Here is a 22,654-nt window from a genome sequence, read left to right on the forward strand (position 1 = left end):
TGAACATGTTCAATTCCAGGCGTACGCTGCTGCCATGAGCGACAGAGCCGCCCTGCTCAAGGGCATCCGCGCCTGGTTGGTCCTGTTCGTCGTCTGCCTGGTGCTCAGCGGGGCCACGGCCTTCCCCCTCGTCCACGAACTGCGCTGGACCGAGGACCTGCTCCGGCACCTGCCAGCCCCCGACGCCCTCACGGACTGGATCACGCGGGTCCGGCAGGGCCTGGACACGGCCGACGCCGACCACCCCTTCCTCCTCTACGGCACCGACTGGCTCGCCTTCGCGCACCTCGTCATCGCGGTCGCCTTCTACGGCCCGTACCGTGACCCGGTCCGCAACATCTGGGTCGTGGAGTTCTCGATGATCGCCTGCGCCGGAATCATCCCGCTCGCGCTGATCTGCGGGCCGATCCGCGGGATCCCCTTCTGGTGGCAGGTGATCGACATGTCGTTCGGGGTGTTCGGGGTGATCCCGCTGTATGTCGTACGGCGGAAGATCAAGCTGCTGGAGGCGCTGACCCCGGGCAACGCGTGGGCGGTGCCCGCTACGTGAGGGCGGCGGTGATGATCCGGCCGACGACCGGGTTCATGGCCTCGCTCTTCGCGTCCGTGGAGTTGACCGAGTACACGACGGTGCGGCGGAGGTCGCGGGTGGCGGCGACCGCCGAGCTGTAGCCCCAGCGGGCGCCGGACTTGACCCAGTAGACCTCGCCGTCGGCCTCGAAGCGCGTGAGGCCGGCGCTGTAGTCGGCGCCCTCGATGTCCGCCGGAACAGTGAACATCTCCTCCAGTTGCGGCTCGGGGACGATCCGGCCCTTGAAGAGCGAGAAGAGCAGGCGTTCCAGATCGGCGGTCGTGGAGATCATCTCCCCGGCCGCGAACCGGTCCAGCTGGTTCCACTCGGTGACGTCCACGAACTCCGTCGTCCCGTCGGCTTTCGCCACGGCCTGGTAGCCCAGGTTGTGCGGGCCGCGGATGCGCGGGTCGGCGCCCGGGAAGTACGTGTCCCGCATCCCGGCCGGTGCCAGGACCAGCCGGGTGGCCTCGGAGGCGTACGACCGTCCGGTCACCTTCTCGATCAGCAGCCCGAGGAACGTGTAGTTGATGTTGAGGTAGTGCTGCTTCCTCCCGGGCCGGAACTCCGGCTCCTTCGCGCCCGCAGACGCGGCGACCCGCCTCGGGTCGAGCGACTCGTAGCGATGGGCGAACAGTTCCTCGAAGTCGTCTCCCAGGCTGTCGCCCACCGGGATGCCGCTCGTGTGGTTGAGCAGCTGCCGCACGGTGACCGGCCGGAACTGCCGGCCGAGCAGCCCCGGCAGGTAGCGCTGGATCGGCGCGGCCAGGTCGATCCGGCCGTCGGCGGCGAGGCACAGGACGGTCGCCGCCGTCACCACCTTCGTCGTCGACCCGGCCCGGAACCGGGCGTGCGGAAGCGCAGGCCGTCCACTGGCCAGGTCGCGCACGCCCGAGCTGCCCCGCCAGCTGCCGTCGCCGCCACCGACCCGGACGAGCGCGGCGGTGGCGTCCGTGTCCGGGAGTCCGGCGATCGCGGCGCGCAGGGCCCGGGCGTTCGGGGCGGAGGCGCTCCGCGCGGAGGCGGCGGAGGTGGCGGAGGCGAGGGGGCCTGCGCCCAGCGTGAGGGCGAGGGACGTGGCGAGGACGGTTCTGCGGCTGAGGGGGTGCATGCGACGGCTCCAGGGTGTCGGGGATCTGTGATCATCCTGTGTCGCCACGGCGGTTCCCGGATCGTCGGCGAGAAGGGCGCCGACCCCTGATTGGGTCCGGGGCAACTGCCGCTACAGGTAGGGGAGTTGCCGGGGAAGCCACCTAGGGGAACGAAAAAGTGTTATCGCGGAGCCCTTCACTCCGTCTCCTCACTGTGATCTCCGGCATAGCCATGACCCCGGGGCTGCCTGAGAGGGTGCGTGCAGAACCGAACCGAGGGACGGAACGACGTGGAGACGCGGCAGTGGCGCGACACCATCGCGGCCGCGCAGGCCGGTGACCGGCAGGCGCTGGACGACCTGGTCGCGGGCTGGCTGCCGTTGGTCTACAACGTCGTCGGCCGGGCCCTGAACGGTCACGCCGACGTCGACGACGTCGTCCAGGAGACCATGCTGCGGGCCGTCGACAACCTCGGCTCGCTGCGCGACCCGGACAGCTTCCGGTCCTGGCTGGTGGCGATCGCCATGCGCCAGATCCGGGACCGGGCCCGGCGCCGGGCGGCCCCGGCCCCGCTCGACGAGTCCACCGCGAGCGACGCCGCCGACTTCGCCGAACTCACCGTCCTCAGGCTCCAGTTGGAGGGGCAGCGGCGCGAGGTCGCGGAGGCGGTGCGCTGGCTCGACGACGAGGACCGGCAGTTGCTGTCCCTGTGGTGGCTGGAGGTCGCCGGCGAGCTCACCCGGCGCGAACTGGCGGCCGCCGCCGGCATCAACCGGCAGCACGCCGCCGTGCGCGTCCAGCGGCTCAAGGAGCGGGTGGAGACCGCGCGCGGCATCGTCAGGGCCCTCGACGGCGCCTGCCCCGACCTGCGCGAGGTGACCGCCCGCTGGAACGGCCGGCCCGACTCCGTCTGGCGCAAGCGGCTGGCCCGGCACATCAGGGGCTGCGGCTACTGCGGCGACGCCCGCGAGACCGTCGTACCCGCCGAACGCCTTCTCGTCGGCATCGCCCTGGTCCCGCTCCCCGTCGGCTTCACGCTGTCCCTGGCCTTCGGCGGCAAGACGGCCGCGGCCGCCACCGCGGCGGCCACCTCCGTGGGCTGGTCGGCCAAGGTGATGGCCGCGCTCACCCAGCCCGTCGTCGCGGTGACGACGGGCGCGACGATCGTGGCGGGCGGCGCGTACGTCGTCACGCGGCCCGCGGACAGTTCGCCCCCGCGGGTGGTCGCGAGCCCCACGGCGGCGAGCACGGCCCGCCCGCCGGCTGTCGTCTCCCCGTCCCCGTCCCCCTCCGCCACCCCTTCGCCGTCCCCCACCCAGCGGAAGGTCGCCCTCTACGGCACCGTCGTGGACGCCGTCGACCGGGCCCCCGACCCGAACGCCGAGCCCGCGGCCCTGCCGCACCGGCCCGAGTCCGGGATCACCAGCACCTGGGGCGCGAAGGCCGTCATGCAGCACCGCGGCGAGAAGGTGACGCTCAGCGGCCAGGGCTATGTCCTGGTCCGCTGGCAGATCTCCCCGCAGTCACGGCCCGGCGCGCTGGCCATGCCGGCCTGGACCGGTTTGAAGGGCGAGCTCTTCCACGTCGCCTCCGGCGGCGGCCGCCGCATGGACGACAGCACCGGCACCGACACCACCGGCATGGGAGGCCCCGCCACCGGCTACACCGTGCTCCCCGACGGCGCCCAGCAGATGTGGCAGAACGAGTACTTCTACCTGGACGGCACCGTCACCCTCAACCAGAACGAACGCGGCGCCGACTACGGCCTCATCGTCTTCCCCTCCACCTGGGAGGCGGCCGACAAGGACATCCGCTACGGCCCCCCGCAGGGCGCCCTCCGCTACGGCCTGGTCCGCGACAACGGCACGGACACCACGCCGGTACCGCAGTACGTCACCCGCGCGAACCCCGCCGATCCGGCGACGGTCGCTCAGCGCTCCCGGGTGTAGCTGCCGGCGTCGTCGCGCAGGGCGCACAGGGCGTCGACGCGGTTCGTGGTGATCGAGTCGACGCCCGCCGCGATGAGGCGGCGCATCGAGCGGACCGTGTCGGGGGTCCAGACGGAGACCAGCAAGCCGTCGCGGTGGACGCGGTCGGCGAGGGCCTTGTCGACCAGCCCGAAGCGGTAGTTGAGCCAGCGAGGGCGGACCGCCTCCAGCAGCGCGCGGCGCGGCGGGGCCAGCGACGTCCAGGTCAGGGCGATCTCGGCGGCCGGGTCGGCGGCCCGTACGGCGAGCATGGCCCGGGCCCCGGCGCAGTAGTACACGCGGTCCTCGGCGCCGCACTCCCGGACCACGTCGACGACCCGGCGGGCCGCCTTCACGTCCGGCGTGCCCGGCAGATCGAGCATCAGCCGGCTCCCGTCGGCCACGGCGAGGGTCTCGGCGAGGGTCGGAACCCGCCCCTCCGTCAGTCCCCGCACCTCGTCCGACGACAGCGACAGCAGGGGCCGGTCGTGCTCCCACAGCCGCTTCAGCGTGTGGTCGTGCAGCAGCACGGGGACACCGTCCCGGGTGAGGCGTACGTCGATCTCGACGGCGTCCGCGCCCAGGTCGAGCGCGGAACGCACGGAGTCGAGCGTGTTCTCACGGACGCGGTAGGGGTCGCCGCGATGGGCCACTGCGGTCAGCTTCTGCATGCGCCCATTGTGGTGGCGTCAGGACGCGAGCCAAGCCGCGGTGTACGTGTCGATCTCGTCCTTGATGCGGGCCTTGCCGGGCTCGTCGAGGAAGGAGACGTCGACCGCGTTCTTGGCGAGGTCGGCGAGACCGCGCTCGTCGAGGTCGAGGAGGCGGGCTGCGACCGCGTACTCGTTGTTGAGGTCGGTGCCGAACATGGGCGGGTCGTCGGAGTTGACGGTGACGATGATCCCGGCCTTCACGAACTCCTTGATCGGGTGCTCGTCGAGGGTGCGGACCGCGCGGGTGGCGATGTTGGAGGTCGGGCACACCTCCAGGGCGATCCGCTCCTGGGCGAGGTGCGCGAGCAGCTTCTCGTCCTGTGCCGAGCTGGTGCCGTGCCCGATGCGCTCGGCACCGAGGTGGGTGAGCGCGTCCCACACCGTCTCCGGGCCGGTCGTCTCACCGGCGTGCGGCACCGAGTGCAGGCCGGCGGCGATCGCGCGGTCGAAGTACGGCTTGAACTGCGGGCGGGGTACGCCGATCTCGGGCCCGCCGAGTCCGAAGGAGACCAGTCCCTCCGGGCGCAGCCGGTCGTCGGTGGCGAGCCGGACCGTCTCCTCGGCGGACTCCAGCCCCGCCTCGCCGGGGATGTCGAAGCACCAGCGCAGCACGGTCCCGAACTCCGCCTCGGCCGCCTTGCGGGCGTCCTCGATCGCCTCCATGAAGGCCCGCTCGTCGATACCGCGGCGGGTCGAGGAGAACGGCGTGATGGTCAGCTCGGCGTAGCGCACCTGCTGGCGGGCCAGGTCCCGGGCCACCTCGTACGTCAGCAGGCGTACGTCCTCCGGTGTCCGGATCACGTCGACGACGGACAGGTACACATCGATGAAGTGGGCGAAGTCCGTGAAGGTGAAGTAGTCGGCCAGGGCCTCGGGGTCGGTGGGGACCTTGGAGTCGGGGTGGCGGGCGGCCAGTTCGGAGACGATCCGGGGGGAGGCGGAACCGACGTGGTGGACGTGCAGTTCGGCCTTGGGCAGCGAGGCGATGAACGCGTGCAGGTCGCGCGGGACGCTGGGGTCGATGAGGTGCTCGGTCAAGGTTCCTCCCCGGAACGGCGCCCTCTCGCCGGCGAGCGGCGGGGCGCGGGTGATCGGCTGATCGATGACTCGGGGATCATCGTAGGCCGCCCGGGCGGGGGAGGGGCCCGGGCCGTAGCATGACGAGGCATACGACAGAGGGGGTCCCGACCATGTCCGACGACGCGCGTCCGCCGGAAGGCGAAGCGCACGGGCCGACTCCGCGGGGGGATTCCGCGGGGGAGCGGGACGAGACAGTGGCATTCGGAGCGGGGCCGGGCGGTGGGGTTGCGGCGCCGGGGGAGCGGGACGAGGCGGCGGCTTCCGGGGCGGGGCCGACCGAGGCGACTGAGCCTGAGGAGCGCGACGAGGCAGCGGCTTCCAGGGTGAGCCTGGACAAGGCGGAGGCTTCCCCCTCGACCTCACAGCCTGCTGCGCCGGTGGGCCCGGGGAGCGGTGCGTCGGCGCCGCCCGGTGCGCCCGAGACGTTGGTGAGCGGACCGGCCAACCCCTTCGCTCCGCCGTCCGGTCCGGCGAGCGGTCCCGCCAACCCCTTCGCCCCGCCCGGCCAGTCCTCCCCGCTCGCCCCGCCGGTGGCCCCGGGGAGCGGCACGTCGGGTCCGTTCGGAGCGCCCGAGACCCTGGCGAGCGGACCGGCCAACCCGTTCGCCCCTCCGTCCGGTCCGGTCAGCGGCCCCGCCGACCCCTTCGCCGCACCGCACCCCGGCCCCCCTGTGAACCCCTTCGCGCCACCGGCCGACGGCCACGTCCCTCCGCCGCCCATCGCCCCCGACGGCCCGGGACAGGTGCCCTACGGCTATCCGGGTGGCGGGTACGGATACCCGGGGGCCGCACCGCAGGGGTACTACGGCTGGCCCGGCATGCAGTCGCTGCCCAGTAACGGCATGGGCACCGCCGGGCTGGTGCTGGGGGTTCTCTCGGCGCTCGTCTTCTGCCTCTGGCCGCTGGCGATCGTCCTCGGCATTCTCGGCGTGATCTTCGGCGCGATCGGTCGCGGTAAGGCCCGCAGGGGCCAGGCCACCAACCCCGGACAGGCACTCGCGGGGCTCATCTGCGGGGTCGCGGGCATCGCACTCGGCATCGGCATGGTCGTCCTGCTGATCGCGACGTAGACGGGAGCACGCGGGGCCGCATCCCCGAGTGGCCCCACGAGTCGTCCCACCTTGAGCTCCCGCCCTCGTCCCCCAGCCAGAGCCTCGCCCCCGAACCCCGAACCCCGAATTCGCCTAAGCGCCGCAGGCCCCCCGTATCCGCGCCCGCGCCTCCATCAGAGCGAACCCCAGCAGGTTCGGCCCCCGCCACCGCTCCGGGTCCAGCGCGGCCTCGTCCGTCGCCGCGAGGCCGATGCCCCAGACGCGGTCGACGGGGCTCGCCTCCACCAGTACGCGCTCGCCGGTGCCCAGCAGAAACGCCCGTAGCCCGTCGTCCGAGGCGAACTTGTGGACGCTGCCCTCGACGACGATCCCGAAGCGCTCCCGCTCCCAGGCCGTGTCGTCGAAGCCCCGGACCAGACGCCCCTCCTTCTTCGCGACCGAGGGATGGTCCGCGGCCAGGACGCGTCGTTCCGCCTCCGAGTCGCCGAAGAGCCGTGCCTTGCCCGCCATCATCCAGTGCTCGGCGGTCGCATAGGTCACTCCGTCCACCACGAACGGTGACGGCCACCACTGGCTCAGACAGCTCGCGCCGAGCCGGCCGTCCGGCAGCGGGCGGTGGCCCCAGAAGTGGAGGTACTTGACCCTCGCCCCCGTCCGGACCGCCCTGACCAGGGTGTCCCGAGAATCGATCTTCGTCATGCATGCGAGTCTGGCAGCCACCACTGACATTCCGTCCTGGCTTTTCCATGCCGACTCGACACCTGGTCGACAGATTCCGTCGCGTAACTAAAAGGCAACAACGGAATCCCTTGTCGAGCGGCACTTGCTCTGTCAGGATCGGCACTCAAATCGAGCTGGAGCTACGCCAACCGCCTGCGGGAATGTGGGCCGGCGGCGGAGGAGAGCGACATGCACAACCCGGGCACCTTCACCCCGGACCGATTCCCCGCACAGGAACGCTTCGCCGACGGCGCGCAGTACATCGGGGGCCGCCTCACCAAGGGCACCTCAGGACGTACGCACGCGGTCGTCGACCCGTCGTCCGGCGAGGAGGTCCTCACCTACGAGCTGGCGAGCACCGCCGACGTGGACGCGGCCGTCGCCGCGGCCCGGGCGGCGTTCCCCGGCTGGGCCGCCACCACCCCCGGCGAACGCTCGGACGCGCTGCACCGTTTCGCCGCCGTGCTCGCCGATCGCGCCGAGGACTTCGCCCGTGCCGAGTCCCTCCAGTGCGGCAAGCCGCTGAAGCTCACCCGTGAGTTCGACGTGCCGGGGACCATCGACAACACCGCCTTCTTCGCGGGCGCCGCCCGGCATCTCCAGGGGCAGTCGGCCGGGGAGTACTCCGGCGACCACACCTCGTACGTGCGCCGGGAGCCCATCGGTGTCGTCGGGTCCATCGCGCCCTGGAACTACCCCCTCCAGATGGCCGCCTGGAAGGTCCTCCCGGCGATCGCCGCGGGCAACACCATCGTGCTGAAGCCCGCCGAGCTCACCCCGCTGACCTCGCTGCTCTTCGCGCAGGCCGCGACCGACGCCGGGATCCCCGACGGAGTCATCAACATCGTCACCGGGACCGGGAAGGAGGCAGGTGAGCATCTCGTCGGGCATCCCGACGTGGCCATGACCTCCTTCACCGGGTCCACCGCCGTCGGCAAGCGGGTCGCCGAGATCGCGACCGCCACCGTGAAGCGCATCCACCTGGAGCTCGGCGGCAAGGCGCCCTTCGTCGTCTTCGACGACGCCGACCTGGACGCCGCCGCCAACGGCGCCGTCGCGGGCGCGCTCATCAACACCGGCCAGGACTGCACGGCCGCCACGCGCGCGTACGTGCAGCGGCCCCTCTACGAGGCGTTCGTCGAGAAGACGGCCGCGCTCATGGAGACCGTTTGCCTCGGTGACCCCTTCGCCGCCGGTACCGACCTCGGCCCGCTCATTTCCCACGTCCAGCGGGACCGCGTCGCCGCCTTCGTCGACCGTGCGCGTGCCTACGCGCGCGTGGTGACCGGCGGCGAGGCCCCTCAGGGGGATCTCAAGAACGGCGCGTACTATCGCCCCACCCTGGTCGCGGACGCCGCCCAGGACAGCGAGATCGTCCAGTCCGAGATCTTCGGGCCGGTCCTGGTCGTCCTGCCCTTCGACAGCGACGACGAGGGCATCCGGCTCGCCAACGACACCCCGTACGGACTCGCCGCCTCCGCCTGGAGCCGCGACGTCTACCGGGCGAACCGCGCCACCCGCGAGATCAAGGCGGGCTGTGTGTGGGTCAACGACCACATTCCGATCATCAGCGAGATGCCCCACGGCGGTTACAAGGCGTCCGGCTTCGGCAAGGACATGTCCGCGTACTCGTTCGAGGAGTACACCCAGATCAAGCACGTCATGTTCGACAACACGGCGGTCGTCAGGAAGGACTGGCACCGCACGATCTTCGGGGACCGATAGCCGTACACAGGCCGCCCGACCCGCGGCCGATCCTCCCGAAAGGGCACCACGCGCATGGAGCAGTACGAGCCCGACCGCCTGAGCCCGGCCCAAGTGGCCGCCATGCGGCGCAGCTTCCGCAATGGCCGGGCCGCCATGACCCGGCGGTCCCTGTTGCGCGCCTCGGCAGGTGGCGCGCTCGCGGTCGGCGGCCTCGGCGCGCTGACCGGCTGCGGCATCCCCGCGGCGGGCAACACCAAGGGCGGCGTCTCCGCCGAGGACCACTCGGCGAAGGAGAAGGTCGTCAACTTCTCCAACTGGACCGAGTACATCGACGTGGACGAGAGCGAGAAGCACCACCCCACGCTCGACCAGTTCAAGAAGCGCACCGGTATCTCGGTCAAGTACACCGAGGACATCAACGACAACGTCGAGTTCTTCGGCAAGATCAAGCCGCAGCTGGCGGCGGGTCAGGACACCGGGCGCGACATCATCGTCCTCACCGACTGGCTGGCCGCCCGGCTGATCCGCCTCGGGTGGGTCCAGAAACTGGACCCGGCCAACCTGCCGCACGCGTACACCAACCTGTCGGCGCAGTTCCGCGACCCCGACTGGGACCCGGGCCGCGCCTACTCGTACGTCTGGCAGGGCATCTCCACCGTCATCGCCTACAACAAGAAGGCGCTGGACGGCGTGGAGGTGAAGTCGGTCTCCGACCTGCTCGACAACCCCAAGCTCAAGGGCAAGGTCGGCTTCCTCTCCGAGATGCGCGACAGCATCGGCATGACCCTCCTCGACATGGGCAAGGACCCGGCGAACTTCACCGCCGACGACTACGACGCCGCGATCGCCCGGATCCAGAAGGCCGTCGACAAGGGCCAGATCCGCCGCTTCACCGGCAACGACTACACCTCGGACCTGACCAGCGGCGACTTCGCGGCCTGTATCGCCTGGGCCGGTGACGTCGTCCAGCTCAAGGCCGACAGCCCGGACATCGACTTCCTGATCCCGGACAGCGGTTACATCACGTCGACCGACAACATGCTGATCCCGAACAAGGCCCGTCACAAGACGAACGCCGAGCGGCTCATCGACTTCTACTACGAGCCGAAGCCGGCCGCCGAACTCGCCGCGTACATCAACTACGTGACGCCCGTCGACGGGGTGAAGGCCGAGCTGGAGAAGCTCGACCCGGATGCGGCGAACAACCCGCTGATCATCCCGGACAAGGCCATGGCCGCGAAGTCCCACGCCTTCCGCTCACTGAGCTCGAAGGAAGAGACCGAGTTCGAAGAGAAGTTCGCGAAGCTGACTGGGGCGTGACCACCGTGACGAACAAGAACACCGAGGGCAGCGGCGACGTCCGTCTCTCCGGCATCAGCAAGACGTACGACAACGGCTTCACCGCCGTACAGCCGCTGGACCTGACCGTGCCGCAGGGCTCGTTCTTCGCGCTGCTCGGCGCCTCCGGCTGCGGCAAGACCACCACCCTGCGGATGATCGCGGGGCTGGAGGAGCCCACCACGGGCACCGTCTCGCTCGGCGAGCAGGACGTGACGCACCTGCCGCCGTACAAGCGGCCGGTGAACACCGTCTTCCAGTCCTACGCCCTCTTCCCGCACCTCGACATCTTCGAGAACGTCGCCTTCGGTCTGCGCCGGCGTGGCATCAAGAGCGTGAAGAAGCAGGTCGAGGACATGCTGGAACTCGTGCAGCTCGGCGAGCAGGCCCGTAAGAAGCCGCACCAGCTCTCCGGCGGCCAGCAGCAGCGTGTCGCCGTGGCCCGCGCGCTGATCAACACGCCCAAGGTGCTCCTCCTCGACGAGCCCCTCGGCGCCCTCGACCTCAAGCTGCGCCGCCAGATGCAGCTGGAGCTCAAGCGCATCCAGACCGAGGTCGGCATCACCTTCATCCACGTCACGCACGACCAGGAGGAGGCCATGACCATGGCCGACCAGGTCGCCGTGATGAACGCGGGCCGCGTCGAGCAGCTCGGCTCGCCGACCGACCTGTACGAGAACCCGCAGACGACCTTCGTCGCCAACTTCCTCGGCACCTCCAACCTCATTGAGGCCGAGGTCGACTCCAAGAGCGGCGACGACATCGTCCTCAAGGCCGGCGGCGGCAAGCTCGTCCTGCCCGAGTCGCGCTGTTCGGCGCCCACCCAGACCGGCGGCAAGGTGCTGGTCGGCGTCCGCCCCGAGAAGATCTCCCTCACCCACGCCGACGACGCGGGCGAGATCCCCGAGGGCCGCAACCGCATCACCGGCAAGATCGCCAACGGCAGTTTCATCGGCGTCTCCACGCAGTACGTCATCGACAGCGCGGTCTGCCCCGAGTTCGAGGTCTACGTCCAGAACATCGAGCGCGACTCCCGTCTGGTGCCCGGCGCCGACGTCGTCCTGCACTGGAGCCCGGCGCACACCTTCGGCCTTGACGCCGCCCAGGACATCGACGCCGGCGTCGACGAAGCGGTGGCGGTCTGATGACGACCCTCACCGAGGCGCCGCCGCCGCTCTCCCCGACCGCGCCCGAGAAGAAGCCCCCGCGCAAGCGCGGCCGCCTGGTGCCGTACTGGCTGCTGCTGCCCGGCATCCTGTGGCTGCTGGTGTTCTTCGCGCTGCCGATGATCTACCAGGCCTCCACGTCCGTGCAGACGGGCTCCCTGGAGGAGGGCTACAAGGTCACCTGGCACTTCGCCACCTACTGGGACGCGCTGTCCGAGTACTGGCCGCAGTACCTGCGCTCGATCCTGTACGCGGGCTCGGCGACGATCCTGTGCCTGATCCTCGGCTACCCGCTGGCGTACCTCATCGCCTTCCGCGCGGGCCGTTGGCGGAACCTGATCATGATCCTGGTGATCGCGCCGTTCTTCACCAGCTTCCTGATCCGCACGCTCGCCTGGAAGACGATCCTCGCGGACGGCGGTCCGGTCGTCGGCGCGCTCAACACGCTGCACGTCCTGGACGTCACCAGCTGGCTCGGCTGGACCACCGGCGACCGTGTGCTGGCCACGCCGATGGCGGTGGTGTGCGGTCTGACGTACAACTTCCTGCCGTTCATGATCCTGCCGCTCTACACCTCGCTGGAGCGCATCGACACCCGCCTCCACGAGGCCGCGGGCGATCTGTACGCCAAGCCGGCCACGACCTTCCGCCGGGTCACCTTCCCGCTGTCGATGCCCGGTGTCGTCTCCGGCACGCTGCTGACGTTCATCCCGGCCGCCGGTGACTACGTCAACGCCGATCTGCTCGGCTCGACGGACACCCGCATGGTCGGAAACGTCATCCAGTCCCAGTTCCTGCGCATTCTGGACTACCCGACGGCGGCGGCGCTCTCCTTCATCCTGATGGCCGCCATCCTCGTCATGGTCACGGTCTACATCCGCAGGTCCGGAACGGAGGATCTGGTTTAAATGGCCTTCGTCAACTGGCTCAAGCGCAAATTCGTCGTCATCGCGGGACTGCTGACGCTCGGATATCTGCTGCTGCCCAACGTCGTCGTGACGGTGTTCTCCTTCAACAATCCGAAGGGGCGCTTCAACTACGAATGGCAGCAGTTCTCCCTGGATGCCTGGAAGGACCCGTGCGGCGTCGCCGACATGTGCGGCTCGCTGTCGATCAGCCTCCAGATCGCGTTCTTCGCGACGATCGGCGCCACCGTCCTCGGCACGATGATCGCCTTCGCGCTCGTCCGCTACCGCTTCCGCGCGCGCGGTGCCGTGAACTCGCTGATCTTCCTGCCGATGGCGATGCCCGAGGTCGTCATGGCCGCCTCGCTGCTCACCCTGTTCCTCAACATGGGCGCGCAGCTGGGCTTCTGGACGATCCTGATCGCCCACATCATGTTCTGCCTCAGCTTCGTAGTGACGGCGGTCAAGGCGCGCGTGATGTCGATGGACCCGAGGCTGGAGCAGGCCGCGCAGGACCTCTACGCCGGCCCGTTCCAGACGTTCATCCGGGTCACCCTGCCGATCGCGGCCCCCGGAATCGCGGCGGGCGCGCTGCTGGCTTTCGCGCTCTCCTTCGACGATTTCATCATCACCAATTTCAACGCGGGCTCGACCGTCACCTTCCCCATGTTCGTCTGGGGCTCGGCACAGCGCGGCACACCCGTTCAGATCAACGTGATCGGTACGGCCATGTTCCTGGTCGCCGTTCTGCTCGTCCTGACCTCTATGGTCATCAGCAATCGCCGTAACAAGCAAAAGGCATAAGCCTTTACCGCGTAACGCTCTGTAGGGAGTTGAAATCATGGCCCCAAGCGCCATGAGCCGTGGCAGTAACTGGACAAAGGCACTCTCTGACGCCCAGCCGGTCCCGTACTGGCTGGACGACCCCGGCAAGCCCCACCCCGAGCCCGCCCTCACCGGCCCCGAGACCTGCGATCTGCTGGTCGTCGGTGGTGGGTACAGCGGACTGTGGACCGCGCTCCTCGCCAAGGAGCGTGACCCGCAGCGGGACGTGGTCCTGCTGGAAGGCCGCGAGGTGGGCTGGGCCGCCTCGGGCCGCAACGGCGGCTTCTGCGCCGCCTCCCTCACCCACGGTCTGGCCAACGGGCTGACCCGCTGGCCGGACGAGATCCACAAGCTGGAGGAGCTGGGCGCCCGCAACCTCGACGAGATCGAGAAGGCGGTCGCCCGCTACTCCCTCGACTGCGACTTCGAGCGCACCGGCGAGATCGACGTCGCCACCGAGACGTACCAGGCGTGGGAACTGCGCGACTGGTACGAGGAGATGGAGCGCGAGGGTCTCGCCGAGGGCGTCGAGTGGCTGGACGCGGACGCGGTACGGGAACAAGTCGACTCACCGACATTCCAGGCGGGCCTGTACGACCGCCGGGGTGTCGCCATGCTCAACCCGGCGAAGCTCGCCTGGGGCCTCAAGCGCGCCTGCGTCCAGCTCGGCGTCCGCGTCTACGAGCACACCCCCGCCCTGACGCTGAAGCAGTACGGTGCCGGGATGGCCGTACGCACCCCCTACGGCTCGGTCCGCGCCCGCAAGGTCGCGCTCGGCACCAACATCTTCCCGAACCTGGTCAAGCGGGTCCGCTCGTACACCGTCCCGGTCTACGACTACGCGCTGATGACCGAGCCGCTCGGCGACGAGCAGCTCGCGGAGATCGGCTGGAAGAACCGGCAGGGCCTCGGGGACAGCGCCAACCAGTTCCACTACTTCCGGCTGTCCGCCGACAACCGGATCCTGTGGGGCGGCTACGACGCGGTCCACCACTACGGCGGCCGGGTGCGCGCCGAGTACGACGACCGGCCGGAGACCTACGCCAAGCTGGCCGAGCACTTCTTCACCTGCTTCCCGCAGCTGGAGGGCACCCGCTTCACGCACGCGTGGGGCGGCGCCATCGACACCTGCTCGCGCTTCTCGGCGTTCTTCGGCACCGCGCACCACGGGAACGTGGCCTACGCGGCGGGCTACACCGGACTCGGCGTCGGCGCGACCCGCTTCGGCGCGGACGTCATGCTGGACCTCCTCGACGGCGAGACCACCGAACGCACCTCCCTGGAGATGGTCCGCAAAAAGCCCCTGCCCTTCCCACCCGAGCCCTTCGCCTGGACCGGCATCGCCCTGACCAAGTGGTCACTGGCCCGAGCCGACTCACACGGCGGCCGACGCAACCTGTGGCTGAAAACGATGGACAAGCTGGGGCTCGGTTTCGACAGCTGACGTCTCACCTGACAGGGACGACGCGATCCGGATCGCCCAGTCCGACCGTCTGGGCCCAGCCGTTCCGTGCGAAACCGGCCGCCGCCAGACGCGACAGTCGGCCGGGCGGGGCGAGCCGACGGTCGTAGCTCTGGGCCAGGCCCTCCTTGCTGTCCGCGAAGAGATACAGGTGGGCGTAGACCCGCCCGTCGTGCTCCCACTCGTAGCGCACGATCGGCTCACGCAGAACGGCCTCGAACCACACGGCGGCGTGCTCGGCGAGTTGCCGCGGCGTGCCGGTCGCCTTCGTGGCGAGGCGCGTCGGCTCGTCCGGCAGGAAGTAGAGCTGGTTGTGGAGGCGGTCGCCGCGCAGGGTGGATCCGGTGACATGGACGCCGATGTCTACCAGCGACAGGCGGCGCACGGGGTCGCTCAATCGGACGACGGCGAGCAGTGACGAGTCGTCCTCCGGCCGCCCCACCCAACTGTCGGCCCATGGCACGGTCCAGGAAGCGGCCAGCTCACCGAGCCGCTCGGTGAAGGCGAACTCCGCCTCGTCGAACTCGAACTCGTCGTCAGGGTCGTCGTTCTCGAACCATGGGTGTCCCCGCATGGAGGCACCCTAGGCTCTCTCCGCCGTGAGTGATTCAGTTCACTCCAACAGGGTGGCGAAACCCGCGTAATGCCTGCCCGGGACTGCCCTCTCCCTCGTGACGCGATCCGCGTTCACGTAGGAAAGGGAGGTCTTCTCATGAGTGGGGCGAAGACGGCGGTCGAGTGGCTGGCATCGGTGGCGCCGGATCCCGAGGCCTGTCGTTGGGAGTGGGAGCGCAATCCTCTTGGGGTCGCGCTGCTGCCCGCCGGCAAGGCCTGGGACGTGCTCATCCTGCCGGGCGAGCTCGGTTATCCCACGCTCGACGTCCTCACCCGGATCATCGACCAGCCGGGTCCGGTGCTGGTCGACTTCGGTGACGCCCGGATGGGGTTCCTCGTGCCGCCGGGCACGGCCGCGCGGTGGGTCGGCACGGGGATCCGTACGGCCGGGGCGGGCACCTGGATCGTCGTGCCGTATCCGGGGCGTTCCACCGGTGGTGTCCGCTGGCTGGTCCCGCCGGACGGCTCCGGCACGCTGACCGACCCGGCGCTCCTCGAACTGGCGATGCACGAGGCGGCGGCGGGCCTGGCCACGCAGGAGGGCGACGGCTAGCAGTCCGCCGGTGACTCGTCGGCCGCCCGTGCGGCCGACGCGGGCCCGCGATCGGTCACTTCTTCGGCGTGCCGGGCGTCCCCCGCCCGAGCAGCAGCCACAGCGACGACAGCAGGACCACACTCAGACACCAACTGGCCACGACATCCAGTGGCCAGTGATAACCCCGTCGCACCAGCCCGAAGGAGACACCGAGGACGAGGACCCCGCAGAGGGCGATCAGCGCGCGCCGGGCCCGCGGCAGGTACGGGACGAGCAGCATGGTCGCGCAGCCGTACGCGATGGCCGCCGTGGCGGTGTGCCCGGACGGGTAGAAGCCGGTGCTGGGCGGTACGACGGAGGTGCCGTGGCGGTCGGTCAGTTCCTTGAGCGGGATGACCAGCGCCGGGACCAGGGCCATGAGGCCGGCCGCCGCGAGGGGCGGGAACCACCAGCGGTCTGTACCGGCACGGCGGGCGCGCAGGGCCACGTACACCAGTGCCACGGCGAGGACGGGGACCGCTACCTGGACGTTGCCCAGGTCGGCGAGGAATGCGGAGGCGCGGTCCGGATGGACCAGCGCGTCGCTCAGGCGCCGGTCCAGTCGCAGCAGCGGCCCGTCGGCGACGACCTGCCAGGTGATCAGCGCGAAGAGGGCGGCCGGCAGGCCGAGGAGAAAGAAGAGGAAGAAGAAGGAGGTCGGCCGCCCCGGAACAGGGGGGGTGGTTCCGGGGCGGCCGTCCGGATCGGATCGCCGCGCGCCCCGGGGGGTTTGGGGCGGGCGGCCGTCCGATCGGTGAGGAGATCCAGAGCCGGAGGCTCCGTTTGTGTGCGCGAGGGCACGACCAGGTCGAAGCTGGGGAGGCCCCGGCCTGATGTCGCCCACAGTCCCCTGTGGGCGGGGTGTATCTCTCATCTGGGTAGAACCTACGGCAGCCGATGGGACTGCGACAGCCGGAATCGAGTCCTGACAGACACCTCGCACACGTTCTTCACACCCTCTGACGGCGGCCGCCCCAGACCCGGAATCCGCTGTGAATCCTGGGCTGGGGCGGGTGTGACGGGAGTGACCTGCGGCCGAGTCCCACCAGTGGGTCCGCTGGGACGTCAGATGCGCGCGAAGGCCTGCTCGATGATGTCGAGGCCCTCGTTGAGGAGGTCCTCGCCGATGACCAGCGGGGGCAGGAAGCGCAGCACGTTGCCGTAGGTGCCACAGGTAAGGACCAGCAGGCCCTCCTGGTGGCAGGCCTTGGCGAGGGCGGCGGTCGCCTCCGGGTTCGGCTCCTTGGTCGTACGGTCCTTGACCAGCTCGATGGCGATCATCGCGCCGCGGCCCCGCACGTCACCGATGATGTCGAACTTCTCGGCCATGGCACCGAGGCGGCCCTTCATGATCCCCTCGATGTGCTTCGCCCTGGCGTTGAGGTCGAGCTCCTTCATCGTCTCGATCGAGCCGAGCGCACCGGCGCAGGCGACCGGGTTGCCGCCGTACGTACCACCGAGGCCACCGGCGTGCGCGGCGTCCATGATCTCGGCACGGCCGGTCACGGCGGCCAGCGGCAGACCGCCGGCGATGCCCTTGGCGGTGGTGATCAGGTCCGGGACGATTCCCTCGTCCTCGCACGCGAACCACTGCCCGGTACGGCAGAAGCCGGACTGGATCTCGTCGGCGACGAAGACGATGCCGTTGTCGGCGGCGAACTTGCTCAGCGCGGGCAGGAACCCCTTGGCGGGCTCGATGAAGCCGCCCTCGCCGAGCACCGGCTCGATGATGATCGCGGCGACGTTCTCCGGGCCGACCTGCTTGGTGATCTGGTCGATGGCCTGCGCGGCGGCCTCCGGACCGGCGTTGTCCGGACCGGTCGGCCAGCGGTAGCCGTAGGCGACCGGGACGCGGTACACCTCGGGCGCGAAGGGCCCGAAGCCGTGCTTGTACGGCATGTTCTTCGCGGTCAGCGCCATCGTGAGGTTCGTACGGCCGTGGTAGCCGTGGTCGAAGACGACGACGGCCTGGCGCTTGGTGTACGCGCGGGCGATCTTGACGGCGTTCTCGACGGCCTCGGCGCCGGAGTTGAACAGCGCGGACTTCTTGGCGTGGTCACCCGGCGTGAGCTCCGCGAGGGCCTCGGCGACCTCCACGTAGCCCTCGTACGGCGTGACCATGAAACAGGTGTGGGTGAAGTCGGCGAGCTGCGCGGAGGCCCGGCGTACGACGGCCTCGGCGGAGGCGCCGACGCTCGTCACCGCGATGCCGGAACCGAAGTCGATGAGCCGGTTGCCGTCGACGTCCTCGATGATGCCGCCGCCCGCCCGCGCGGTGAACACGGGCAGCACCGAGCCCACGCCCTGCGCGACCGCGTTCACGCGGCGGGCCTGCAGCTCCTGCGACTTCGGGCCGGGGATGGCGGTGACGATCCGGCGCTCCTGCGGAAGTGCGCTCATGAGGGGCTCCTGGGGTGTTGCGAACGGGGTCTTTGCGGACGCTTCTCTTCTTTTCTCGCAGGCTAGGACGGAGGGCGGGGGGTGGGCATGCTCCATGTGGGCGTTGTCCGGGGTGAGGGTTTGTCCGTGGTGGACATAGCGAGGGTGTGCGGACCGCGTACGTCCGCTCCTCGGACGTCGGCCGCGTAAGCGGTGAACTCCCCTTGTGCGGGCGTTAGATTGGCCGCTGACGGTGGACGGAACGGCTGGTCAGGGAGCGAAGGCGATGGACAGCGACGGGACGCGGGACGTGCGGGGTACGCATGCGAATCCTGTGCCGCGACCGGCGGGGCCGCCGGACGTGCCGAAGGTGCCACCGCGGCCGGCGCACACACCCGGCGCGTCCGTGGCCGACTGGCTCGACGAGGACCGGCCCGAGACCGGGCCCGGCATCTGGCGGTTTGGATACCGGCTGCCGAAAGCCGCGTCGCGGTCGGAGCGGCTCAATCCGCTGACCGTCGCGGGCATGCTCATCCCGTTCGTGGTGGCGCTCGTGCTGTGGTCCCTGTGGCGGCGCGGCGGGCTGCCGTACCAGTTCACGCTGCTCAGGCTCTTCACCCCGGACGACTGGTGGTGGGGCGGCACGATGGCCTCGCCCAAGCGGCTGGAGGGACGGTCGCTGGAGTTCCCGGGCGTGGAGGCCCTGGAGGTCTACAGCGGGCTCTTCTTCGCCGTGCTCGTCTACACGGTGGGCCGGCTCGGCAGCTGGCCGGCCGTCGTCCGCCACGTCGTGAGCCGCAAACCGCAGCCCACCCGCGCCCTGCTGGCCGCCCTGGGCGCCCTGATCACCCTCAGTTTCGTCTTCCCGGACGCCTTCCCCCTCGTCGGCTGGGACGCGCTGCCCGTCGTGAACCCGCTGTTCTCCCTCATCGCCCTCGTCAGTGGCGGCTACGGCGTCTACACCTCGCCCTGGGCCACGGACACGCTCTACGCCCTCGTCACCGTCCTCGTGCTGTGGCCCTTCGCCCGGATCGGCGCCTGGTGGCCGCTGGCCCGGACCTGGCTCGCCGCCCGGAGTCGGGCCCGGCACGGTGAGGACCCGGTGCCCGTCGCCGAGCAGCCTCGTTCGCGCTGGCCCGAGCTGCGGGAGGCCGGGCAGTACCAGGCCGCCGATCTGCTCACCGCGGAGGTGCAGGCCGGGCGGATGAACGACGTGGACTGCGCCCGCGTCGAGCGCGGCTGGCAGCGGGCCCGGAGCCAGGGCAGGCACACCGCCTTCACCGACACCGTGCTGCGCCAGGGCGCCGCCGCGCTCACCCACCCCTCCGGCGCGCGCGACCTGTCCGGCCGTATCGCCCGGCACGACCTGCTCACCGGCCAGGTCCGCATCGGGCGGTGGGCCACCGCCGAGCGCACCCCGCGCGCGTACGGCGGAGTGGGCGCGGCGCTCGGACCGGCCACCCTCGCCACCTCGCTGCTGGTCGTCGGGCCCTCGGGCGCCGGCAAGACCCGGCATGTGATCGCCCCCGTGGTCGAGTCCCTCGCGCTCCAGGCGCTCACCGGCGGCTGCGCCGTCGTCGTGCTGTGCGGCGCGGGCACACCGATCGGTGCCGACTCGTCGTACGACGTCGTCGTGCGCGTCGGCGACCCCGGCTCCGTCCACGACCTCGACCCGTACGCGGAGGCCGACGACCCCGACGAGGCCGCCGGGTTCCTCGCCGAGGCGCTGGCCGGGGATCTCGACACGGTGGGTCCCGAGCGCGCGGCACGGGCTCTCGCCCAGCTCCTCGGTCCCTATCGGGCCGCGTACGGGCACTTCCCTCCGCTGCCGGTTCTGAGGGAGCTGCTGGAAGGCGACCCCGCGCTCCTCGACGAGCTGCGCGGGCGGCTGGCCGACGAGCGGTTCGCGGTGATGCGCCGCGAACTCGACGCACGGGCGCGGCAGAACGGACACCCCGGTGACCCCGGTCCCGTCCTCGCCGACCGGCTGGCTCTGCTGGACCGGCCCGCGTTCGCCGGATTCCTCGGCGCGGGGGGCGCGGTCGGCGACGGGCTCCGCCCGTTCTCGCTGCGCGCCCTCGTCCACCATCCCCTGCGGGTCCGTGTCGACCTGCCCGACCGCGGTCACGAGGAGGCGTCCCGGCTGCTCGCCCGGCTGGTGCTGGCGCAGTTCAGCGGCGTCGTACGGGACAGGGCGCGCGAGCACTTCGCGGGCCTGGTCGTCGACGACGCCACCGGCACCGTCACCCCCGAGGCCGTACGGCGGATCCAGCGGCTGCGCTCGCAGAACGCGGGGGTCGTGCTCGCGCTGCGTACGGTCTCCGACGTACCGGAGGCGCTGCACGGGCCGCTGTTCGGGGCGGTGGGCTGCCGGATGGCGCTGTCCGGGGTGACCACCTGGGACGGCAGCCGCTTCGCCAACGCCTGGGGCACCGAGTGGGTGGAGACCAAGGACGTCGCCCAGCACACCGTCTTCGCCGACCAGCCGATGACCCGGGCCATGCACGCCCTGCGCAAGCTGGTGACCGGCAAGGCCGTGACGACCGAGGCGGTCACCGTCCGGCAGGTCGAGCGGGAGCGGTGGTCCGCGTCCGAGCTGGCGCACGCCGTGCCGCCGGGACACGCGGTGCTGTCGCTGACCGGGGCCGACGGCGAGCACGCGCCGCCGCTGCTGGTGGATCTGCGGGGTTAGGCCAGGATTCGCGGTGACCGGGTGACCGTACGGTGAGGCAGAATCGGCACAGGCCGTTCATACACGGCGGCCAAATGATCACAAGGCTCATCTGATCCCCGTAGACCTTGAAGGCCTCATGCCTCCCACGCTCGCCTCGCTCGTCCACCACTCCGCGCTCAAGCTGACCGTGCGGGCGGGCGAGGACCGGCTCGACGTTCCCGTGCGCTGGGCGCATGTCAGCGAACTCGCCGATCCCGTGCCGTACATGGAGGGCGGGGAACTGCTGCTGATCACCGCGCTGAAGCTGGACGCGGAGGATCCGGAGGCGATGCGGCGGTATGTGAAGCGGCTGGTCGGGGCCGGGGTCGTGGGGCTCGGGTTCGCGGTCGGGGTCAACTACGAGGACATTCCCGAGGCGCTCGTCGACGCCGCCGTCGGCGAGGGGTTCCCGCTGCTCGAGGTGCCCCAGCGCACGCCGTTCCTCGCCATCAGCAAGGCGGTCTCCGCGGCCATCGCCGCCGACCAGTACCGGGCGGTGACGGCCGGGTTCGCGGCGCAGCGGGAACTGACCAGGCAGGCGCTGAGCGACGGGCCGGAGGGGCTGCTGGCCGCGCTCGCCTCGCAGGTGGACGGGTGGGCGGCGCTGTACGACGCGTCCGGCGCCGTCGTCGCCACCGCGCCGGAGTGGGCGGGGCGGCGGGCCGCGCGGCTCACCGCGGACGTGGAGCGGCTGCGGGAGCGGCCCGCGCCGGCCTCCTCCGTGGTGGGCGGGCCCGACAACGAGGACCGCGTCGAACTGCACTCCCTGGGCACCGGGCGGCGCCCGCGGGCCGCGCTCGCGGTGGGCACGGCGGCGGCGCCGGGCACGGCCGAGCGGTACGCCGTCCATTCGGCCATCGCCCTGCTGACCCTGACCACCGAGCGTTCCCGGTCCCTGCACGAGGCCGAGCAGCGGCTCGGGGCGGCGGTGCTGCGGATGCTGCTGGCAGGGGAGCCGGACCACGCGCGGGCCGTGGCCGGGGATCTGTACGGGGCGCTGCTGGACGCGCCGTTCCGGGTGATCGTCGCCGAGTCGGTGTCGGCGGTACGGATGGCGGGCGAGGAGGCTCCGGCGCGGCCCGCCGGGAGGCCGTCGGCCGCCGCGCTGGTCGCCGCCGACTCCGACGGCGATCCGCTGGACGCGCTCACCGAGGTCGTGGAGTCCGCCGCGGCGCGGGCCGGGGAGGCGGTGCTGGTCGTTCCCGAGGGGGAGCGGCTGGTGGTGCTGGCCGCGGACGGGGGTGCGGCGGTCCGGGCGTGCGGGGAGTACGCGGCCGTTCTGGAGGCCGGGCGGGGCGTGGGGGAGCAGGGCGGCTCGGGGGACGGGTCCGAGCTGGTCGTCGGGGTGTCGGCGCCGGTCGGGCCGGTCGCGGTGGGGGCCGCGTACCGACAGGCCGAGCAGGCGTTGTCCGTCGCGCGCCGGCGGGGGCGGGTGTATGTGGAGCACGAGCAGCTGGCGTCCGGGTCGGTGCTGCTGCTGCTCGCCGACGACGCGGTGAAGGCGTTCGCGGACGGGTTGCTGCGGGCGTTGTACGAGCACGACGCGACCGGGCGGGGAGATCTGGTCGCCTCGCTGCGGGCGTGGCTGTCACGGCACGGGCAGTGGGACGCGGCGGCCGCGGATCTGGGGGTGCACCGGCACACGCTGCGCTACCGGATGCGGCGGGTGGAGGAGATCCTCGGGCGGTCGCTGGACGATCCGGATGTACGGATGGAGCTGTGGCTGGCGCTGAAGGCGACGTCGACGGAACAGTGACCGCGGGGTCTTTCTCGCCC

At 71.0% G+C, this 22,654-nt stretch carries 19 protein-coding genes; 12 read left to right on the plus strand and 7 right to left on the minus strand.

The genetic code is table 11. The features are described from left to right. The first annotated feature begins 34 nt into the window (after positions 1–34). Complete coding sequence (locus ABKA17_RS05520; protein WP_353690666.1) at positions 35–550, plus strand: hypothetical protein; 516 nt, start codon at positions 35–37, stop codon at positions 548–550. On the opposite strand, the gene ABKA17_RS05525 is transcribed toward ABKA17_RS05520, so the two are convergent. Further along, a complete protein-coding gene (locus tag ABKA17_RS05525) occupies positions 543–1,682 on the minus strand; it encodes a serine hydrolase domain-containing protein (protein ID WP_353690667.1) in 1,140 nt (379 codons plus the stop codon). The two genes, ABKA17_RS05520 and ABKA17_RS05525, sit on opposite strands and share 8 nt — an antisense overlap. Positions 1,683–1,922: 240 nt before the next feature. Between ABKA17_RS05525 and ABKA17_RS05530 the strand changes: the two genes are divergently transcribed. Further along, on the plus strand, positions 1,923–3,611 hold the full coding sequence (locus ABKA17_RS05530; protein ID WP_502994134.1) for an RNA polymerase sigma factor: 1,689 nt from the start codon (positions 1,923–1,925) through the stop codon (positions 3,609–3,611). Here ABKA17_RS05530 and ABKA17_RS05535 read toward each other — a convergent pair. Both ABKA17_RS05535 and ABKA17_RS05540 read right to left on the minus strand, forming a co-directional pair. Further along, positions 3,593–4,300: a glycerophosphodiester phosphodiesterase gene (locus ABKA17_RS05535; protein ID WP_353690668.1), complete on the minus strand. Its 708-nt coding sequence runs from the start codon at positions 4,298–4,300 to the stop codon at positions 3,593–3,595. The two genes, ABKA17_RS05530 and ABKA17_RS05535, sit on opposite strands and share 19 nt — an antisense overlap. A gap of 18 nt (positions 4,301–4,318) precedes the next feature. Then, positions 4,319–5,380: an adenosine deaminase gene (locus ABKA17_RS05540; protein WP_502994135.1), complete on the minus strand. Its 1,062-nt coding sequence runs from the start codon at positions 5,378–5,380 to the stop codon at positions 4,319–4,321. Between the two features lie 470 nt (positions 5,381–5,850). Between ABKA17_RS05540 and ABKA17_RS05545 the strand changes: the two genes are divergently transcribed. Beyond that, positions 5,851–6,492, plus strand: coding sequence for a DUF4190 domain-containing protein (locus ABKA17_RS05545; RefSeq protein ID WP_353690669.1), 642 nt, complete (start codon positions 5,851–5,853; stop codon positions 6,490–6,492). 114 nt (positions 6,493–6,606) lie between these two features. Here the strand turns inward: ABKA17_RS05545 and ybiA are convergent, their stop codons facing one another. Next, positions 6,607–7,173: a riboflavin biosynthesis intermediates N-glycosidase gene (gene ybiA, locus ABKA17_RS05550; protein ID WP_353690670.1), complete on the minus strand. Its 567-nt coding sequence runs from the start codon at positions 7,171–7,173 to the stop codon at positions 6,607–6,609. A 210-nt stretch (positions 7,174–7,383) separates the two neighbouring features. Here ybiA and ABKA17_RS05555 point away from each other — a divergent pair, with 210 nt between their 5' ends. The 6 genes from ABKA17_RS05555 to ABKA17_RS05580 are packed head-to-tail and all read left to right on the plus strand — an operon-like array spanning position 7,384 to position 14,579. Further along, on the plus strand, positions 7,384–8,919 hold the full coding sequence (locus tag ABKA17_RS05555; RefSeq protein WP_353690671.1) for a gamma-aminobutyraldehyde dehydrogenase: 1,536 nt from the start codon (positions 7,384–7,386) through the stop codon (positions 8,917–8,919). A 54-nt stretch (positions 8,920–8,973) separates the two neighbouring features. Continuing rightward, positions 8,974–10,221 carry a polyamine ABC transporter substrate-binding protein gene (locus ABKA17_RS05560; protein ID WP_353690672.1) on the plus strand — a complete coding sequence of 416 codons (1,248 nt, stop codon included), beginning with the start codon at positions 8,974–8,976 and terminating at the stop codon, positions 10,219–10,221. After that, positions 10,218–11,384 carry an ABC transporter ATP-binding protein gene (locus tag ABKA17_RS05565; protein ID WP_353690673.1) on the plus strand — a complete coding sequence of 389 codons (1,167 nt, stop codon included), beginning with the start codon at positions 10,218–10,220 and terminating at the stop codon, positions 11,382–11,384. Before ABKA17_RS05560 ends, ABKA17_RS05565 begins: the two co-directional genes overlap by 4 nt. Beyond that, positions 11,384–12,313 (plus strand): ABC transporter permease, encoded by a 930-nt coding sequence (locus tag ABKA17_RS05570; protein ID WP_353690674.1) that lies wholly within the window; start codon positions 11,384–11,386, stop codon positions 12,311–12,313. Before ABKA17_RS05565 ends, ABKA17_RS05570 begins: the two co-directional genes overlap by 1 nt. Beyond that, positions 12,314–13,114 carry an ABC transporter permease gene (locus tag ABKA17_RS05575; RefSeq protein WP_353690675.1) on the plus strand — a complete coding sequence of 267 codons (801 nt, stop codon included), beginning with the start codon at positions 12,314–12,316 and terminating at the stop codon, positions 13,112–13,114. It begins immediately after the preceding gene. 37 nt (positions 13,115–13,151) lie between these two features. Next, positions 13,152–14,579 (plus strand): NAD(P)/FAD-dependent oxidoreductase, encoded by a 1,428-nt coding sequence (locus tag ABKA17_RS05580; RefSeq protein WP_353690676.1) that lies wholly within the window; start codon positions 13,152–13,154, stop codon positions 14,577–14,579. A gap of 4 nt (positions 14,580–14,583) precedes the next feature. On the opposite strand, the gene ABKA17_RS05585 is transcribed toward ABKA17_RS05580, so the two are convergent. Continuing rightward, the gene (locus ABKA17_RS05585; RefSeq protein WP_353690677.1) at positions 14,584–15,171 is read right to left on the minus strand and encodes a hypothetical protein; all 588 of its coding nucleotides are present in this window, start codon (positions 15,169–15,171) and stop codon (positions 14,584–14,586) included. A 138-nt stretch (positions 15,172–15,309) separates the two neighbouring features. Here ABKA17_RS05585 and ABKA17_RS05590 point away from each other — a divergent pair, with 138 nt between their 5' ends. After that, the gene (locus tag ABKA17_RS05590; protein ID WP_353690678.1) at positions 15,310–15,765 is read left to right on the plus strand and encodes a bifunctional DNA primase/polymerase; all 456 of its coding nucleotides are present in this window, start codon (positions 15,310–15,312) and stop codon (positions 15,763–15,765) included. A gap of 55 nt (positions 15,766–15,820) precedes the next feature. On the opposite strand, the gene ABKA17_RS05595 is transcribed toward ABKA17_RS05590, so the two are convergent. Next, on the minus strand, positions 15,821–16,630 hold the full coding sequence (locus ABKA17_RS05595) for a phosphatase PAP2 family protein (protein ID WP_353690679.1): 810 nt from the start codon (positions 16,628–16,630) through the stop codon (positions 15,821–15,823). 221 nt (positions 16,631–16,851) lie between these two features. Next, positions 16,852–18,186 carry a 4-aminobutyrate--2-oxoglutarate transaminase gene (gene gabT / locus ABKA17_RS05600; RefSeq protein ID WP_353690680.1) on the minus strand — a complete coding sequence of 445 codons (1,335 nt, stop codon included), beginning with the start codon at positions 18,184–18,186 and terminating at the stop codon, positions 16,852–16,854. 265 nt (positions 18,187–18,451) lie between these two features. On the opposite strand from gabT, the gene ABKA17_RS05605 reads away from it, so the two are divergent. After that, positions 18,452–20,857: a type IV secretory system conjugative DNA transfer family protein gene (locus ABKA17_RS05605; protein WP_353690681.1), complete on the plus strand. Its 2,406-nt coding sequence runs from the start codon at positions 18,452–18,454 to the stop codon at positions 20,855–20,857. 118 nt (positions 20,858–20,975) lie between these two features. Next, entirely contained in the window at positions 20,976–22,634 is a 1,659-nt protein-coding gene (locus ABKA17_RS05610) for a PucR family transcriptional regulator (RefSeq protein ID WP_353690682.1), read from the plus strand. Positions 22,635–22,654: the final 20 nt, after the last annotated feature.

Origin of the sequence: Streptomyces sp. RG80 (assembly GCF_040446465.1) — a bacterium.
Taxonomy (GTDB): domain Bacteria; phylum Actinomycetota; class Actinomycetes; order Streptomycetales; family Streptomycetaceae; genus Streptomyces.